At 59.1% G+C, this 17,362-nt stretch carries 14 protein-coding genes and 1 pseudogene; 7 read left to right on the forward strand and 8 right to left on the reverse strand.

Going from position 1 to position 17,362, the window contains the following annotated elements:
* Positions 1–257: 257 nt before the first annotated feature.
* Positions 258–426: pseudogene (locus DCC24_RS12430) on the reverse strand (transposase); the annotation flags it as partial.
* 857 nt (positions 427–1,283) lie between these two features.
* Between DCC24_RS12430 and DCC24_RS11500 the strand changes: the two are divergent.
* The 4 genes from DCC24_RS11500 (at position 1,284) to DCC24_RS12245 (ending at position 3,583) form a co-directional block, all read left to right on the forward strand.
* Positions 1,284–1,634 carry a hypothetical protein gene (locus DCC24_RS11500; RefSeq protein ID WP_110100044.1) on the forward strand — a complete coding sequence of 117 codons (351 nt, stop codon included), beginning with the start codon at positions 1,284–1,286 and terminating at the stop codon, positions 1,632–1,634.
* Between the two features lie 317 nt (positions 1,635–1,951).
* The gene (locus tag DCC24_RS11510; RefSeq protein ID WP_110100046.1) at positions 1,952–2,347 is read left to right on the forward strand and encodes a hypothetical protein; all 396 of its coding nucleotides are present in this window, start codon (positions 1,952–1,954) and stop codon (positions 2,345–2,347) included.
* Entirely contained in the window at positions 2,335–3,195 is an 861-nt protein-coding gene (locus DCC24_RS11515; protein WP_110100047.1) for a phosphotransferase family protein, read from the forward strand. The genes DCC24_RS11510 and DCC24_RS11515 overlap by 13 nt, the downstream gene beginning before the upstream one ends.
* 31 nt (positions 3,196–3,226) lie before the next feature.
* Entirely contained in the window at positions 3,227–3,583 is a 357-nt protein-coding gene (locus DCC24_RS12245) for a hypothetical protein (RefSeq protein WP_199446282.1), read from the forward strand.
* On the opposite strand, the gene DCC24_RS12690 is transcribed toward DCC24_RS12245, so the two are convergent.
* The 6 genes from DCC24_RS12690 to DCC24_RS11545 form a co-directional block, all read right to left on the reverse strand.
* Positions 3,504–4,010: a helix-turn-helix transcriptional regulator gene (locus tag DCC24_RS12690; protein WP_110100048.1), complete on the reverse strand. Its 507-nt coding sequence runs from the start codon at positions 4,008–4,010 to the stop codon at positions 3,504–3,506. The genes DCC24_RS12245 and DCC24_RS12690 overlap by 80 nt on opposite strands.
* The gene (erm, locus tag DCC24_RS11525; protein ID WP_110100049.1) at positions 3,929–4,747 is read right to left on the reverse strand and encodes a 23S ribosomal RNA methyltransferase Erm; all 819 of its coding nucleotides are present in this window, start codon (positions 4,745–4,747) and stop codon (positions 3,929–3,931) included. The genes DCC24_RS12690 and erm overlap by 82 nt, the downstream gene beginning before the upstream one ends.
* Before the next feature lie 873 nt (positions 4,748–5,620).
* Positions 5,621–6,406 carry an enoyl-CoA hydratase-related protein gene (locus DCC24_RS11530; RefSeq protein ID WP_110100050.1) on the reverse strand — a complete coding sequence of 262 codons (786 nt, stop codon included), beginning with the start codon at positions 6,404–6,406 and terminating at the stop codon, positions 5,621–5,623.
* Complete coding sequence (locus DCC24_RS11535; protein ID WP_110100051.1) at positions 6,403–8,508, reverse strand: biotin carboxylase N-terminal domain-containing protein; 2,106 nt, start codon at positions 8,506–8,508, stop codon at positions 6,403–6,405. The genes DCC24_RS11530 and DCC24_RS11535 overlap by 4 nt, the downstream gene beginning before the upstream one ends.
* Positions 8,509–8,516: 8 nt before the next feature.
* Entirely contained in the window at positions 8,517–10,112 is a 1,596-nt protein-coding gene (locus DCC24_RS11540; protein ID WP_110100052.1) for an acyl-CoA carboxylase subunit beta, read from the reverse strand.
* On the reverse strand, positions 10,109–11,905 hold the full coding sequence (locus tag DCC24_RS11545) for an acyclic terpene utilization AtuA family protein (protein ID WP_233492083.1): 1,797 nt from the start codon (positions 11,903–11,905) through the stop codon (positions 10,109–10,111). Before DCC24_RS11545 ends, DCC24_RS11540 begins: the two co-directional genes overlap by 4 nt.
* Positions 11,906–12,170: 265 nt before the next feature.
* Here DCC24_RS11545 and DCC24_RS11550 point away from each other — a divergent pair, with 265 nt between their 5' ends.
* From DCC24_RS11550 to DCC24_RS11560, 3 genes are all read left to right on the forward strand, one after another.
* Positions 12,171–13,334 (forward strand): acyl-CoA dehydrogenase family protein, encoded by a 1,164-nt coding sequence (locus DCC24_RS11550; protein ID WP_110100054.1) that lies wholly within the window; start codon positions 12,171–12,173, stop codon positions 13,332–13,334.
* A gap of 97 nt (positions 13,335–13,431) precedes the next feature.
* A complete protein-coding gene (locus DCC24_RS11555) occupies positions 13,432–15,096 on the forward strand; it encodes an AMP-binding protein (RefSeq protein WP_158524675.1) in 1,665 nt (554 codons plus the stop codon).
* Positions 15,097–15,178: 82 nt separating this feature from the next.
* Positions 15,179–15,823, forward strand: coding sequence for a TetR/AcrR family transcriptional regulator (locus DCC24_RS11560; protein WP_110100056.1), 645 nt, complete (start codon positions 15,179–15,181; stop codon positions 15,821–15,823).
* 1,011 nt (positions 15,824–16,834) lie between these two features.
* On the opposite strand, the gene DCC24_RS12695 is transcribed toward DCC24_RS11560, so the two are convergent.
* A complete protein-coding gene (locus DCC24_RS12695) occupies positions 16,835–17,248 on the reverse strand; it encodes an HIRAN domain-containing protein (RefSeq protein WP_110100058.1) in 414 nt (137 codons plus the stop codon).
* Positions 17,249–17,362 lie beyond the last annotated feature (114 nt).

Below are 17,362 nucleotides of genomic sequence, written 5' to 3' on the forward strand. Positions count from 1 at the left end.
AGCAGTCAACGCGCGTCCTGGACTCCTGGCGGCAACACCCCCCGGATCATCGATGACAGGGCAAAAAAACCATACCAGGACCAGCGACCAGATCCTCTGATGAGGACCTACAAATGAATGTAACGGGTGTGATCATGCGGCGACCTCGTTTCCTTCTGCTGGGGCGGCATCGATCGTGCCGGCCGCCACAATGCCTTTGGTCTGCTCGAGACTAGTCAGTGACATGTAGCGTTTCTGTTGGATCCTTCTCACTCGTGTTGCTCGGCGAGTACCGCCCCGACCAGACGCACGACGGCGTCGCGGTTGGGGAAGATCCCCACGACGTCGGTGCGGCGTCTGATCTCCCGGTTGAGCCTTTCGGTGGGGTTGTTTGACCACCCCTTCGTCCACACCGCTTTTTGGCGCATTCGTAAACGCCAACAGATCGTCGAGGGATTCCTCCAGGTAATCCGCCACATGGGGGAATGTCTGCTGGCAAAACTCAACGACGTCACGGGCTTGGTCCCACACGGCCTGAGCGTCGGGTTGCTTACAAGATCGTTTGAAACATCGCCGATAGCGTCGGCCACTTGGGTTTTCGGCACCATCCTTGGTGGTCTCTCGAGTCAGGTACAGATTGGAGACTCGGCGACTGAGACCGGCGTGTTTGCGGCGTTGGGAGTTCCCCGCGAACCTCCGCGACTATTTCGGAGGCTTCTGGATTTCGCCAGCGAACACCTTGAGCCCTCAGGCCCCCTGTGATTCCGCAGCTCTGTATGCTTTCGGTCAACTGGGCCCCACAGCGCCGACGTGGCAGATACCTCATCGCAGGCCACCGAACGAAGGGCACCACGCTGGGAGGAAGGCTGAGTTCGACGCTTCCGAGCTCGACCCGCTACGGACGGGCGACGACGCTCGTCGTCCCGCACCGATTTCGCGCCGTCTGCGTGCTCATGGCTCTCGAATCTTGCTCGTGTCGACCACGGTGACGGATTCCTGACGGTGATGGCCGGGTGACGCAACTCCGCTCGATCACATCACCAAGCGTCCCATGCTGCCGGGAACGCAGGGGTGTACCACCACCTCGGACGCGCAATGCTCGAGGTCTGCGTGTAGCTCTGCACCAACAGGCACATCAGTACCTGCCGCGCCGGTTTTTCACCCCAGGGTTGACGGGGCAATGACGACCTGCCGTGCTAAGAGGCATGAGGAGTAACCCCAGGGGTGACAAGACCCCGGATGACGCTTTCGGAGCCGAGTGGGTGCGCGTATTGGCGCACCGGCAGAGGGAAGGACAACACGTTATGGACAAGGTTGTCGAACGGTTTCGTGCCGCAGGCGTTCGACCCGACGAGGTGGAATCGCACCTGTGCGATGCTGGTGACCGTCTTTATGCGGTTGCCACCTCAGACGATGACCGGTGGGCAGACGAGTTCGGTGGCCCACGAGCGGTCGCTGTTCTCGCAGTGGAGATCAGCGCACTGATGTCCCACCTTGTCGCACGGGCTGCAAGCATTCGGTCTGTCTGTGTGGAGGCAATGCTCGAGGAATTTAGCGCCGTCACGGTCGCTGGCGCGATCGGCGTGGTTCGGCAAAAAGTCTACGAGCTTGCCAAACCCGAGGCGGACAAGGACTACCTGGACCATTCCCCTTAGAGGATCGAATGAACGACATGAAAGAACAAATCCAGCTCCCTGTTCCGGCTGAAAGACAGCTGTTGCATCCGATACATATCGGGCAGGCACGAGCTGTTTACATCCGCGGATGGTGGTTCGCACGCCTGGGCTCAATCCCCGTGGCGGTTGCACTCGGAGCTGTGATTTGGCTACTTAATAACAACCTACCCCCGGCCCTCCTGGCACCGCGAACGACCTGCGCTATCGGCATCGCGGTCGGGCGCTGGTACACCGATCGGGCCTGAGACTTTGTACCCCGAAAGCGACAGCTGCAGCGCGAGCTGATGGGGTGGAGGATGGGCGCGGCAGGCATCGATGCAGTCGCGCTAGTCACCGCGACGATTGCTTTCGTGCTCGTTGCTCACGCTCACCGGGTCCCACTCGCGGTGCTCGCCTTCGCTCTCGGCGCAGTTGTCGCCATCGGACTGTTGCAAGGGGGCGAGCTCATATATCTCGCGACTCGGACGGCAACTCGCCGAGATGCGGTTCCGAAGGTCATTATGCTGACAGCCGTGATCATCTCGGGTTTGATCGCAGTGCTGATCGGGTTCGGTACTGCCAGCCACCTGCAATTGGTGTGGGTTGCGCTCCTCGGTGGCGGAACGGTGCCGTTGGCACAAAGCCTCTGGTGGGTCTTCGACGTCTCTCGACGTCAGCAAGACGCGACAGCGCGACCGCGATGTCCGCAGTGACCCCCGAGGACCGCGCCCGCCTGGCGGAGCTGGGAAAACTGCATGACCTCTGGTCGCCCAACGACGAGCCAGTCCTCCTCGCCTGGGGAGCAGAGAACACGACCATCGCTGTCGGGGAATACATCGTGCGGTGTTCGGCTGACCATGAGGCCGTCAACCGTGAAGTTCACCTGCTCGATACGCTCACGCACGTCACCTCGGTCCCAATCCCGATACCAGTGCTCTATGAGGCCGAACTCGGCACGTTTGTCTACCGGCGCCTTCCTGGCACGCCACTGCTTCGTCGACGAAAGCGGGACTCGACGAAGGTTCGGCAGGCCATCATCGATGCGTTATCGGCCTTTCGCCGGACTCTGCCGGCTTCGCAACTGCCGGCTGATCGGTATCCATATCACGCCTGGCATCAGGACGCTGTGCGTAGCTACCGAGCGGTGCGTGGTCACCTAAGTGCGAGGCAGGGACGTCTCATTCGCGCGTTCCTGAACGAGCCGCCCCCGCCGACACGGTCGCTCCTTATCGCACAGCACAACGATCTGGGGGCCGAACACATTCTCGTCGATGACCACGGAACAGTGACTGGCATCATCGATTGGACCGATGCGGCGCTCACCGACCCTGCCCGTGACATTGGATCCATCTACCGGGACCTGGGGCCTGAGGCGGCCAGTCACATTGGGGAAGCGCTGAACGGGCCTCTGACTGAAGACGAGCTACATCGCATCCGCTTCCACGCCCGGTGCAGGTGGCTTGAGGACGTCGTCTTCGGTCTCAGAGATCCGCTATCGCGCAGACCGTATCTCGACAACGCCTGGAGAGCGTTCGAGCATACATTTGGTAGCGCATCATGACTGAGGGGATTTGCCGTCAGCGGGGACTGTTGTGGCACCTAACCTCCGCGAGCTCGTCAAAGATGTTCACGTCGTCGTTGAGGTCCGCTTCGCAGGTGACAGCGGTGAGGTCTCGAGCATCCTCGACCACACAGCGCAGGCAAGATCACGACGGTGGGATGTCCCAACGGGTCAAGGATGCTCCGGAACGCAAGGTAGCGTTCCGCGCATCGGTCAAACGCATGCCCAAGCCGGCACCCGACTGGCCATGCCAGCAACCGGTCTATTGGCACCGCCAGAGCTCGGATACTGTGTGGGTGTCACCGGGATCATTCCCGGCACTGTCCGCAGCACGGGCGTGTTAGGTCTGCTCGCTGGGTTGCGGCGCGTCGATACGCGGATGGGCTGACCCCAACAATCGCGGTGAACTGACGTGCCGCGTGGCCACGGCTATGCCACCCAACTTGTGCCATAGCGACACCGATCGGAAGGTCAGTCGTCACCAAGAGCTCAGCAAGGCGTTGGGCTCGAACGTGAGACAGGTACTGAATGGGCGACATTCCAAAGCGCTGGCTGAAGGCCCTGCCCAGCTGCGAGATCGATAGGTGCACACGGTCGGCGAGGTCACGAAGTCGCCAGTCCTGGGTGGGATCTTGACAGAGGAGGCGTGCTACACGATGTGTGGCTGTCTCAGTCGGGTCGGCATGGCTTGCTGCATTCTCCTCAGCTAAGGGTCGTCGCAAGGGTCTGATACTCATCGGCCTCGCCTTGTGGAAGAGGACGGTGCGCGGTGACGCGGTGGCGAGGAGCGTGCGGTTTTGAACAGGTCCACCCATACCGGGACCGGCAGGTCTTTCGGCAGGTCGGTGGCACTCACCTGGTGGCGTGTTAGCCACGCTTTGACTGTCTGCAGTGAGCCGAGCGTCGTGTTGTGTGCCAGAACTTGGGCGATCCCGCGTCCAGGTCCGGTGTAGACACGGTGGACCAAGGCGCGGAACTGACGTCTGTGTGCCGGGGACAACAACGGGTGTTCGCGACGTTGGATGGTGAGGATTCCACCGTCCACGCTCGGACGTGGGGTGAACGCGCGAGCGGGAACACGACTGTCTAGCCTGAACTCGAACCACGGCGCCCATTGTGCGGTCATCATTGTGGCACCGCCAACGCCCGCTCTGCGGCGGGCAACCTCCCATTGTACGAGCAGGATCGCCTCACTCCATGCTGGGGCGTGCAGCATGCGTCGCAGTATGGCGGTGGTCTGGTGAAATGGCAGGTTGCCGACGATCACCTGCGCAGATGGCGGAAGCCGGTAGGTCAGGAAGTCGTCATTAATGACCTCCACATGTGACGGGAGACGGTCTGCCAAACGCTTTGCGAGCTGAGGGTCGATCTCGACGACAGTGACCGCTCGCCCCAGCTGGGCCAGTGGCGTGGTGAGGGCTCCATCACCGGGGCCGATCTCGATAATCGGGCCTTTGGTCGCTGCCACGAGTCGGGTTATCGTGGCGATGATTGATGGGTCAGTAAGGAAGTTTTGGCCGTACTCATGACGGCCACCGTGATAGGTAGGCACTGTTTGCTCCGTGGTGGTTGTGGAGCCGGGCACGATGAATAAACCGCCCGGCCGGGTGATTTCTCCGGAGGCAGGAGCAACAACGGGGCGTGTGCTCGCCGCCGTTAGCGGCGGCGCAGACGCAGTGAAGCAGTGCCGTAAAACAACATGCCAACTAGTGTAGGTGACCCACCGTCACTCGACGACCCCATAGCCCGTCCATGCATCAAAGATGCGCAGATCCGTATCATCGCGGGCCATCACGAATCCATGCGCCTCTGCGACCACAGGTGCTCTGCACTATCGAGGTCAGTTCCGTGAGAGATCTCGATAAGGTTGCTAGGCGCCGTAGCGGCCGATGGTGGAACGCTTTCGACGCGCCTGTTTGAGGAGCGGATAATGTGGGCAGATGTCGGCTCGAAATTTCTGCCACGCCCCATCACGACCGACGGCAACGACCAATGGGTGCTCGGCATTCCTACCTCGTTGTTTCGCCGAAGTGGGTAGCCTGCTCGGGGGCGGGCTGGCTCGGTGGTGGCATGACTGTTTGGGGATATGGTCTACGTGCCCGGGGAGCGCAGGTGTCGAGGGACAACTTCAGCGTCTGGGGGACACGCTCATGGACTGCGGTCGGGGCAAGCCTGTCCGATCCGGTGTACAGCCGGGATGCTGAGTGGACGCTGGTTGGATCTTCGAAGGGCATGGAGATGCTGACAAATACCACAGATTGACCGGTCCAGTTGGTCCCCGTTATCGCTGATATCGGAAATCTCGGTGCTTTGACTCCAAATGATCAGTTCACAGCCATCTTCACAACTAGTAGTTGAACGTCACAGCGTATGCCAGTAGCGAGCTGGGTGATCAGGCCATGATCGGTGACTAGGCATCGTGGGATCAGGCGTCCAGGACCCACGGCGGATGTTGTTTGTTCAGAAACGCCTTCATCCCGGCTTTGGCATCATCTCCGGCAAAAAAGCGCTGGGAGAGCTCAACCATGTCCTGCTCACGGGTATCCATAAGCTCGAGAACATGACGGTTGACCAGCATCTTTGATGCTTCCAGCGCTGCCGGAGCAGCTTTGCGTAAGTCGGTCAGAATCTCCTCGACCGTGCCGGCAACAGAACCATCGGTGTCAGTGATGGCATGAGAAATGAAGCCTGCTGACAGCGCTTCGTCTGGGGTGATGGTGCGTGCCCGAAGAAGCCAACCTGCTGCGGTTCGGTCACCAAGCCGGGCTAAGACCACGGGCGCGATCATGGCGGCGACGACCCCGATCCGCACTTCGGTGAGCCCGAAAGTGGACTGCGGACCCGCGACGACAAAGTCGCAGGCAGCCACAAAGCCCATTCCACCGGCCCTGACATGACCGTGGACCGCTGCGATGATCGGTTTAGGGCATGTTAGCAACTCACGGATGACAGCGTTCGCAGCCGAAGCGCCCGTCGTCGGCGTGCCACCTTCGGTGTCGTTTAAGGAGTGGTCTTTCAGATCTGCACCAGCGCAGAACACCGAACCGGTGTGAGTCAGCACGATACTGCGTACCGAATCATCAGCACTGGCCCGGTCCAACCCCTCAGAGATGCCCTGCAGGAGTGCCTGGTTGATCGCGTTGCGATTCTCCGGTGCATCGAGTGTCAGGGTCGCCGTTGACCCCTCGAGGGTATAGACCACGCTCGTCATGCTGTGACAGCCTCCTTTTCACTCTGGGCAACAATTACGGCCAGCACGGCACCAACGTCAACACGATCACCGACACTGACCGTGAGCTGTTCGACAATGCCATCAGCATCGCTGGTGATGGCGTGCTCCATTTTCATAGCTTCCACCCACAGGATTTCTTGGCCTGCCACCACGGCGTCACCAACTGTTGCCTCGATATGTACCACGGTGCCTGGCATGGGCGCGATTAGGCTGCCCGGTGCAGAGACCGTCTCCGGATCGGTGAAGTGTTCGACCTCAGTGAGCGTTACGGACCGTTCGGATCCGGTGACGATCACTTGACGGCCCGTTCGTGACACGACGAAACGTCGCTCCACATCGTCGATGCGCAGCCTGACGACAGCCGAGGATGCCGAGACGACCTCCACGCTGTTAACGTCAGGCACCGAGCTGGGGGAGATTTCCCAGCCATACCGACGTTGGCGATAGTCGATGGAGATCTCCTGGCTACCGAGAAGGAAGGCGCGAGTTCGCCAGTCGGGGTGGAACAACCGCCACCCACCAATGCGCGGTCGCGGATTCTCCTCGGCGATGTGACGGGCCAATGCCTGGTCTGCGTTCTCTGGTGCGCCGAGCACCACCACGCCATCGGGGCACGCGGGAGCGCCTTCGGCCACAGCTGCCGCCGCAGCGATGGCTGCCACCACGGCAAACAACCTTGTGGTGGTCTCGTCAGTGGCCGGCGTGAACACAGCAGGATGATCCTCTAAGTAGGAGGTGGCGGTGTGCCCCGAGAGAAAATCCTTTTCGCCCAGGATGCCCACGAGCAGGTCGGCATTGGTGACGGGGCCGTCCCACACCATCCTTTCCAGAGCTGAGGCAAGTTTGCGTGCGGCACCGTGCCGAGTTGGGGCGACACCAATCATCTTCGCGATCATCGGATCGTAATCGGTGCCCATCACATCTCCGGCTTGGACACCAGCATCGAGACGAATCGCCGGGTGTCCGGGTGCTGGGTTGTTGAAGACAGCGTCCACTTCCGGCACCGAGAACTCTCGGATCGGTCCGGCTTGGGGCGACCAATTCTGCGTGGGGTCCTCGGCGTAGAGCCGCACTTCAATGGCATGTCCCTGAGCCCGGGGTTCGTCACCGACCAGCTCTGCCCCGACCGCGATGTCCAACTGCAACCCAACGAGGTCGAGCCCGGTGGTACATTCAGTCACCGGGTGTTCGACCTGCAAACGGGTATTCATTTCCAGGAAGTAAAAGGACCCGTCCTCGTCGGCCAAGAACTCAACGGTTCCTGCTCCGATATACCCCAGCCGTTGCACCGCGTTGCGAGCGGCCTGATAGAGACGTTCACGCATTCGCGCGCCCCGGCGTTCAACCAGCGGAGCGGGCGCTTCTTCGATAATCTTCTGGTGGCGACGCTGAATCGAACATTCTCGTTCTCCCATTGCCCAGGCGTTGCCGGCCCGGTCACCAAACACTTGGACCTCGATATGGTGCCCGGTAGGAATATAGCGCTCACAGAAAACCGTGGGATCGCCGAAGGCACTGGCGGCCTCGCGCGAGGCCGAGGCCACGGTGTCAGCAAGCTCATCGAGACGTTCCACAATCCGCATCCCGCGACCGCCACCACCTGCTGAGGCTTTGACGAGCACCGGTAACTCAGCTTCGGTGATGGATTCGGGGTCGAGATCCGTCAAGACCGGTACGCCGGCCTGCTCCATGAGGCGTTTGGACTCGATTTTGGACCCCATTTGTTCAAGAGAAGCGGGATCCGGACCGATCCAGATCAATCCGGCCTCGATAACAGCTCGGGCGAAGCCAGCGTTCTCGGACAGGAACCCGTAGCCGGGGTGAATCGCATCGGCGCCCATTTTCTGGGCGGCCGCAATCATGAGCTCGGCACGCAGGTAGGTGTCTGCTGGGGCGATACCCGGCAAACGCACGGCAAGATCGGCTTCGGCGACGAACGGAGCATGGGCATCCGCATTGGAAAATACCGCTGCGGTTCCGATCCCGCGGGCTTTGCATGTGGCGAAGACCCGTCGAGCGATTTCCCCACGGTTGGCGACGAGCACCCGGGTGATCGGGCGTGTTGTGGTCTGGACAGTCATGTGGTTCCTCACATCCGGAAAATTCCGTAAGACCGATCGGACTCGACCTGTCTATTCGCAATGGCCGACAACGACAGCCCCAGCACCGTGCGGGTATCTCGGGGGTCGATGATCCCATCGTCGTAGACGAGACCCGAGAGAAACAGTGGCAGAGATTCGTCTTCGATCTGTTGCTCGATGGCAGCTCGGCGATGTTCCAGCGCGTCGACATCGACGGGTGTACCACGGGCTTGGGCCGAAGCTTTCGCCACGGAGGTCACCACATCGGCCAATTGGGCGCCACCCATAACTGCCGATTTGGCCGAGGGCCAGGCGAAGAGGAAACGCGGGTCAAAGGCACGGCCGCACATCCCGTAGTGGCCGGCCCCATACGAGGACCCGATCAGCACAGAGATGTGGGGAACCGTGGAGGTGGACACCGCATTGATCATCATCGAACCGTGTTTGATGATCCCACCCTCCTCGTAGGCGCGACCGACCATGTATCCGGTTGTATTGTGTACAAACACCAGGGGAGTGGCTTGCCGGTTGGCGATCTGGATAAACTGGGTGGTCTTTTGTGCTTCCTGGCTGAAAATCACACCCTTGGCGTTGGCGATCATGCCCACCGGGTAACCGTGGATGTTCGCCCAACCGGTTACCATGCCAGCACCATAAAGAGGCTTGAATTCATCAAAATCCGACCCATCAACGACCCGGGCAATAACCTCCCGCGGATCGAATGGAATCTTGAGGTCATCGGGCACGATGCCGAGCAACTCTTCCTCGTCGAAGACCGGTGGCATCGAGGTGGCAGGCGCGGGGCCTGCTTTGCGGTGGTTGAGCCGGGAGACAACACGGCGTGCGATACGCAATGCGTCTTGCTCGTCGTGAGCGAAATAATCGGCAAGCCCCGAGGTCCGCGCGTGCATTCCGGCTCCACCCAGTGATTCATCGTCGCTCACTTCGCCGGTGGCGGCCTTCACCAGTGGTGGTCCGCCAAGAAAGACTTTCGACTGGCCTTCGATCATGATCACGTGATCACTCATGCCCGGGAGATAGGCGCCTCCCGCAGTCGAGTTGCCAAACACGATTGAGATCGTGGGGATGCCCTCTTTAGACAGCTGGGCTAGTCGCCAAAAGGAATCACCCCCCGGGATAAAGACCTGACTCTGTGTCGGTAAGTTCGCCCCGCCTGATTCGACCAAGGTCATCAGCGGAAGCCGGTTTTTCAGCGCAATATCCATGATGCGCAGTTGCTTTTTGAGCGTGAATGGATTTGACGTACCGCCGGCAATCGTGGGGTCGTTAGCAATAATGACGCATTCAACCCCGCACACGGTTCCGATGCCACCAATGATGCTGGCTCCGACGGGAAAATCTGATCCCCAGGCCGCGACGGCGCAAAGCTCAAGAAAGGGGCTGTCGCGGTCAATGAGGAGCTCAATGCGCTCTCGTGCGGTGAGCTTACCGCGGTGGCGGTGACGGGCCACGGCACGCGGACCACCGGCTGCAGCCAGTTGCTCGAAGACCGCATCGATCTCGGAGATTTTGTGCAGCATCGCTTCTTCGCTCCGCTGGAACTCCGGGGAGGAAGTGTCGATGGTGCTGATGAGACGAGTCATGAGGATACTCCGAATCCGGTCGTGAAGTTATCGTCGAGGCCCGAAAATTCCGTGACGTCGGACGGTAGTGAAACGTGACGACTGCGCAACCACTCGGCCACACCTTTGGCCTGTGCATCAAAGCGGGCACCGAAGGCGATGCCTTCCCCGAGTGCGTCGTGAATGACGAAATTCACCGCCCGTAGCTTGGCCAGCTCGACACGGTCCATGGGGAGATCTCGAAATTCTGGGAGCAACTCTCGCAGTCGTTCCGGTGTGAGCTCTTGGCGTAGCCAAGTCCAGCCCGGGTTGCTACGGGCCCAGACACCAACATTGATCGTCCCGCCCTTATCGCCGCTACGGGCACCGAAATATCGGCCCAACGCAACAGAGGATTCCGTGGCATCGGACGAGGACTGAGTGATGGTGGGTCCCTGCCCGGTAGCAGGGGAGTGCTCGTCCAGATCCGTGGGTTCAAGTCGCAGAGTGCGTTCAGGTGGCACAATGACTTCTGCCGACCCGTCGGGGTAATGCACGCGGTGAGTTGGGATGGTCTGGGGAACGAATTCCGGACGGAACCGGCCATACACTTCGGCTTCTTTAGGTGGAGAAGACAAGAAGATACCGGGAACGCTACCCAGTGCGATCTCGACAAAAATATTTGCCAATTTTCGTCCCACCACCTGGGGGTCATTGTCGCGAGCGACCAGGGTCAGGCGGGCGCTCGCTTCCTCTTGCACGGTCGCATCGGAGTGATCGGTGCGCGCCAACGTCCATTGCAACTGCTGCGGCATCGGTAATCCTGCGGTGTTCAGGGCGTGGTGGAACTGCGCTTGAATCAGATTCGCCTTGGCATCGACGTCCAGGCCGGTGAGATAGACGGTCATCTCCTGTCGAAATCCACCGAGTTCGGTAGCTGACACCTTAAGAGTCGGTGGTGGGGCTTCACCGAGGATTCCGCTCAACGCCACTCGATCGGCACCGAGATCGGTGACCGTGATGGAATCTAGTCGCAGGGTGGCATCCGGACCGGGATATCTGGCCCCGGCCACCTCGTACAGTAACTGGGAGATCACCGTCTCTGCGGTGACAGCACCACCGGTGCCGACGGGTTTGGTGATCACCGAGCTACCGTCGGTGGCTATCTCAGCGATGGGGAATCCGGGACGGATCAAGTCGGGGATCTCGGTAAAGAAGGAGAAATTTCCACCGGTGGCCTGCATCCCGCACTCGATGACGTGGCCGGCGGCCATCGCCCCGGCCAGGGCATCAAGATCATCCCGTTCCCACCCGTGATACCAGGCAGCTGCACCTGTGGTCAGCGCAGCGTCGGTCACCCGCCCTGTTACCACGATCCGTGCCCCTGCCCGTAAGGCTGAGGTAATGCCAAAACCACCCAGGTAGGCATTGGCAGCTAGTGCTTGGCCCAAACCGAGTTGCTGACTGCGGTCAGTCAGGTCATCGCCGTCCACATAGGCCACCGGAAGCTCAGCTCCGGTCTTCGTCACCACTTGATTGATCGCCTCAGCTAGCCCGGACGGATTCATCCCGCCCGCATTGACGACTACACGGGCATCGGTGGCAACCAGGGCCTCCAGCGAGTGCTTCAGCTGAGACAAAAACGTGCGCGCAAATCCTGTGGTGGGATCCGTTGCCTTCTGCCGGGCCAAGATCAGCATCGTGAGTTCTGCAAGGTAGTCACCGGTGATGACGTCCACGCCGGCCCGAACCATTTCGTCGAAAGCGGCGAAGCGATCCCCATAGAACCCGGAAGCATTACCGATCCTCACCACCGGGCCATCCTTGTCAGCCAAGATAGCGTCCGCATTCGCAACACCACGAGGACAGTGGCCAGTTCGGGTGGGTAAGGGATTGTTCCTGATGTGCTCGGAGTCCATGCTCACGTGCCTTCCCGTGGGAGCGGATCGAACGAGTCGTGGACCACATGTTGGCACATTTTTTGACAACAAGCAAGCGTGATTGTTTTTTCTTCATTAAGGGTGCTAATGTGACCTGCATCACGATAGACACGGTGTAACCGGTGTAAGCCACCATGTCGTTGGCGTCAGAGAGGCGAATATGACCGAAGAGCCAGACGATCTTGACCAGTTTGACCTCGAACAGTTTCGCGCAGGCGTCCGATCGTTCTGCGACAAGGAAATTGTCCCCAGAATGAACCAGTGGGAGGACGCCGGAGTCTTCGACGCCCACGAGCTGTTTCCTAAGTTGGCCGCAGCAGGGTACTTAGGGCTGGGGTATCCCGAAGAAGACGGTGGGGAAGGCGCGCCCATGGAGTACCAGATGGTCTTCGCCGAGGAACTGGCCAAGGGGAATACCGCTGGAGTGTCGATGGCAATCAACGTCCAGATGCACATGGCTACGCCATCCTTGGCCCGTTTTGGTAGTCCGGAGTTGAAAGAGCAATATCTACGCCCGGCCCTTGAAGGGCAACAAGTGGCGGCCATCGCGGTGACAGAACCCGGGGCCGGATCAGATGTCGCAGGTTTGTCCACCAAGGCCCGTCGCGACGGCGACGACTGGGTGATCAACGGTGGCAAGATCTTCATTACCAACGGCACTCAGGCCGACTGGTTCTGCATGTTGGTCCGGACGTCCGATGAGGGCGGGTATCGGGGGATGTCGCAGATTATTGTGCCCTCAGGGCTTGCTGGGTTCACCATCTCGCGCACGCTCGACAAACTCGGGAATCGTTCCTCTGACACCGTTGAGCTACACCTCGATGAGGTGAGGGTTCCGGTATCAAATACGATCGGTAAGATCGGTCGGGGATTCCAACAACAGATGCAACAGTTCGTGGTCGAGCGTCTCTCGGCGTGTTTCACGGCCGTCGGTGCCAGTGAGTGGGCGCTCGCTAAGACCCGGGAATACTTGGGACAACGTGAGCTATTCGGGGCACCCCTTGCCGCTCGCCAGTACCCCGTGTTCAAGTTGACCGAGCTTTCTGCCCAACTGGAACTATTGCGATCGCACAACGAAAAGATGTGCCGGCTATCTCATGCCGGTGCAGACATTACTCGGGAAGCCACCGTGGGCAAACTCGTAGCTGGACGCTTGCTACGCGATGTCGCCGATACGGTGCTACAAGTCCATGGCGGCATGGGTTATATGGAGGAGAACTGGACGAGCCGATTCCTCCGCGACGTGCGGTTGTCCTCGATCGGCGGTGGCGCCGACGAGGTCATGCTCCAGGTGCTTGCCCGAATGGATGGCTATCCGGTATAACCTCTCTTCTCGATGCTCTGCGCTACTGGATCCTGGCCTGCGGTTTGCATCTCTACTGCTTCTTACTGACCCATACATTCACCAGGAAGTGAACATTATGAAACCCGATACCAGTACCGTCGACCCCGTTGATCTCAATCTTGCCCGTCGTCATACGGTCGGCGACGCGTTGACCCGCGCCGCCGAGAAACATCCACAACAGATTGCCGTTGTGGAAGGAGAACGACGTATCAGTTATGCCCAGCTGGACCACGATGCCGAAGCGATAGCCCGCGGGATTATTAATCTCCCCGACGCCCCGGAACAGGGAGAACCGGTCGCCATCATGGTAGCCAATAGCGCGGATTTTCTGGCAATCTACTTTGGGATCGCCAAATCCGCGCGAGTGGCATTACCCATCAACTACGCGCTAACGCCGTCAGATATCGCCTGGATTCTCGACGATGCCGGTGTGCGGACTGTCATCATCGACGACGCTATGCTACCCCTGCTGGAAGCAACGATTGCCGAAGGGGTCACGATTGACAATGTCGTTGTGCGCGAAACCGGAACCGGTGCGGTCGAGAACGAGGCTGCATTGTCGATGGCGACGAACTATGCGCGAGTAGATCTGACAGATCTTTTGGCCACACCGGTGGACGATGAACTGAGACTCATCATTTCCAGTGACGACATCGTTCAGTGTCTCTACACTTCGGGAACCACCGCTCGACCAAAAGGTGCCCTAGCAACGCACAGCGCGGTGGTGACCGGTGTGATGTCTAATGCGGTGTTGATCGGAAAGGATTGGGGTGAGCACCCTGGCACCATGCTGTTATGTTTGCCGCTGTTCCATGTCACGGGGCTGAACACCCTCGCTAAGCCCGTGTTATTTCTGGGTGGCACGTTGGTGCTTCAGCAAGGGTTCGATCCCGCTGCTGTTCTTGACGCCATTGAGCGAGAGAAAGTTACGGTTTTCACGGGTCTACCGATGATGTGGGCAGCCCTGATCGCCGAAAACCAGCGCCAAACTCGGGACCTGTCATCCATGGAGACCGCCATGTACGCAATGGCACAGATGCCCGAACGGATTTTGGCAGGTATGGATGCCATGATGCCGAATGCACGGAAGGTGCTGGGATCGGGACAAACAGAAGTTGTGCCGGCGACGACGTTTCAACGTACTGAGCATCGACACGGTAAGAACGGGTCGTGGGGAGTGCCCTCCCCAACGGTGCGCACCCGAATTATGGCTCCAGACGGTAGATTGTTACCTCCCGGAGAGGTTGGTGAAATCGTTTACCGCGGTCCACACGTCACCGCGGGGTATTGGAATCGGCCCGATGCCAATAAGGAGGCATTTCGTCACGGATGGTTCCATAGTGGCGACGTTGGCTACATGGACGACGAAGGCGTTGTGTGGTTCGTTGACCGAGTCAAGGACATCATCAAAACCGGCGGTGAGAATGTCTCGTCGATGAAGGTTGAGCGAATCGTTGCCGATGCCCCCGGAGTCATCGAATGTACCGTAATCGGGACACCTGACGATCATTGGGGTGAGGCCGTCACAGCCGTAGTTTGTAGCGATAAGGTTCCTGCCGTTTCAGAAGTGAGTGCTGAACAGCGACAACAGATTGCCTCCGAGGTCGAGGCAGAGATTCTGTCTCATGTGCGCGACCACCTGTCCGGCGTGGAAACACCGAAGAGAGTGTGGTTCGTCGAAGCCTTGCCGAAGACGTCAACTGGCAAAATTCGCAAGAACGTTTTGCGCGAAGAATTTTGACGCCCCTCAAGCTCTATCTCGGGTGTGTGGTGATGATGTCATCACCCGGCGCGGTGGTGGCTGAGGTCTAGGATTGAAACTTATGACCACTTCCAGTGCTTCCTCACAGTCCCACCTGTCGCACGAGCCTAAGCAGGATCGTAGCCGCGCTACTCGAGATCGAATCCTGCGGTCTACTATCAGTTGCCTGGCAGAATCCGGTTGGCACGGTGCGACGATGACGTTGATCGCTCAAGAAGCCGGGGTGAGTCGTGGTGCGTTGCAACACCATTTCCCGACCCGCGAAGATCTGTTTCTGACAGCAATCGACTACATGTTTGAGGAACGAGAACAGGCAGGGCTCCAAGCACCCAGATCGCAGGCCACCCCGGGAGATGACTTCGACCATATCGTGGAGAAAGTCCTGGAATATTACGCTTCCGACGTCTTTAAAGTCGCCCTGCAGATCTGGTGCGTCGCTGCGTCCGAACCGGCCCTCAGGGAGCGTATCCGGCCACTGGAAGATAAATTCGCACGTGGCATCTATACAGAAACGGTGCGAATTCTCAACGCCGATGTCTCCGATGAACGTACTCGTCGTTTCATCCAGACGACGCTGGACTTGGCTCGTGGACTCGGGTTGGCTGATCTGTTGAGCGATGACTCGGACCGGCGGAAGAAGATAGCGCAGTTCTGGGCCGCAGAGATGCGCACCATTAAGCGGCTGGATCCGGAAGAACAGGTGTAAACCCGCACCTTGCCGGTGGATCTACAACCCTGGTATGGATCGTTTTTTGAATAGTGGTTGTACAGCACCGAAACGTCTTCACGAAGATGCACACCTGCTGGTTTAACGCGTTGGGCTTTGGGAACCACGTGCCCGGAACGAACAGCAGATCTCGAGTTGTGAGTCCTCTTGGCTTGCCGTCTTTGACGCTGATCAGCGAGGCCGCAAGCAAACACCTCTCGGTCTGCGGGGGCCGTTCAAGCGGTGTGAATCCGGTTGTCCCCATTGCTTTTCGTCTTCTAGAACCTAGGCCTAACGATTGTGCACGTTCTTGTCGTAAACACCAAACAGGGCTACTAACGGGCCCAGAACCCACCCCACATCGGGAGTCACGACGAGGAGAACGGTTCCAATGATGAGGAGAGTGATCAACCGTATGGTTCCACGACGTCGCAGAACATCAGGACTCTTTTCTCGATGTGTGTCTGTGCCAGTAGTGTTGTTGTGATCGACGGTGTAGCGAGTCTCGTTGTCAGGCCCCCGGTTGGACCGTCTAAGAGGACGCGTACGGTCTTATCACCCTTATTGGAACGTTGAAGAATGATCAGTTCAGGATTGGCTGGTTCTGGAAAATCGATGATTGGTTCTGGAGCCCCAGGAGTGAATGAGGAATCGGGGAACTGTTTGCGGTGATGGAGCGAAGCTGGCAAATCGTGGGACGTGACCTGGGACCATCTCTTTTGATGAGTGGCCTTATCGCTCCTGGCTGGTTGTTCCGGTTCATACTGATAAGCAGGCGGTACATCGTAGCTATCGGACTCAGCAACCGGAACCGGATAGAACGGCATGGTACTGTTCCAGTCGTTGCTGAGCTCAGAGGACCGAAGCGCATGAATGGTAAGTTCTGTGGCCTGCGCTACCCCTTTGCTGGTGGAACGTCATCACAGAGGACTTCGAAGTGGTCTGCCTCCTTCAAGACCTGTGCAACGTCGCCGTGAGGCAAGACAGAGAGGCTATCGGGAATGGACTGATTCAAGGGAGCCCATGTCCCGGCTCTGGGAGGACGAAATGAATCTCGGTGGAGGGGTACCAGTTTTGGGATTGAGTGCTCTGCCTGAAGAGATATTCCTGAACTTCGCGCGCATACCCTGAGGTTGCCAACCAGTGTGCTTCAGGACCGTAGCGTAGAGCGTCCTCACGACTGAGGTATCCCAGCAACTTGCCGTTGTTTCGAACACTGATCGCCATGGGATCATGCGGATTATCGGGATTTGGCACCAACGACAAGGAAAGATTGGCGTGAACAAATTGTTGTCGCGGAAAAATCGAGCACGTTGGCAATGTTCTTGGTGTAGAGACAAGTGCCCACGACCTCGATGGAGCGGCTGGGACCCCATCCTGGAGCTGGAAAGGTTCTACGACGAGGTGCTGATTGGGCTGTGTCAAGGATTTCGTACAGTCTCTCGGTGTTTTTCTTGTGTTTCAGGCCGCTGCGGGTGGGTCCGCGGTGGTGGGTTCGTGGTGGTCGGCCCAGGCTCGTGCTGGGGTGCGGTAGCCCAG

The sequence above is a fragment of the Auritidibacter sp. NML100628 genome, assembly GCF_003185985.1.
GTDB classification, from domain to species: domain Bacteria; phylum Actinomycetota; class Actinomycetes; order Actinomycetales; family Micrococcaceae; genus Auritidibacter; species Auritidibacter ignavus.

Bases quoted from the DNA above. Each gene is read 5' to 3' on its own strand.
- DCC24_RS11500 (WP_110100044.1), top strand. From the start codon at position 1,284: ATGGACAAGGTTGTCGAACGGTTTCGTGCCGCAGGCGTTCGACCCGAC.
- DCC24_RS11510 (WP_110100046.1), top strand. From the start codon at position 1,952: ATGGGCGCGGCAGGCATCGATGCAGTCGCGCTAGTCACCGCGACGATT.
- DCC24_RS11515 (WP_110100047.1), top strand. From the start codon at position 2,335: ATGTCCGCAGTGACCCCCGAGGACCGCGCCCGCCTGGCGGAGCTGGGA.
- DCC24_RS12690 (WP_110100048.1), bottom strand. From the start codon at position 4,010: ATGGGTGGACCTGTTCAAAACCGCACGCTCCTCGCCACCGCGTCACCG.
- DCC24_RS11530 (WP_110100050.1), bottom strand. From the start codon at position 6,406: ATGACGAGCGTGGTCTATACCCTCGAGGGGTCAACGGCGACCCTGACA.
- DCC24_RS11535 (WP_110100051.1), bottom strand. From the start codon at position 8,508: ATGACTGTCCAGACCACAACACGCCCGATCACCCGGGTGCTCGTCGCC.
- DCC24_RS11540 (WP_110100052.1), bottom strand. From the start codon at position 10,112: ATGACTCGTCTCATCAGCACCATCGACACTTCCTCCCCGGAGTTCCAG.
- DCC24_RS11550 (WP_110100054.1), top strand. From the start codon at position 12,171: ATGACCGAAGAGCCAGACGATCTTGACCAGTTTGACCTCGAACAGTTT.
- DCC24_RS11555 (WP_158524675.1), top strand. From the start codon at position 13,432: ATGAAACCCGATACCAGTACCGTCGACCCCGTTGATCTCAATCTTGCC.
- DCC24_RS11560 (WP_110100056.1), top strand. From the start codon at position 15,179: ATGACCACTTCCAGTGCTTCCTCACAGTCCCACCTGTCGCACGAGCCT.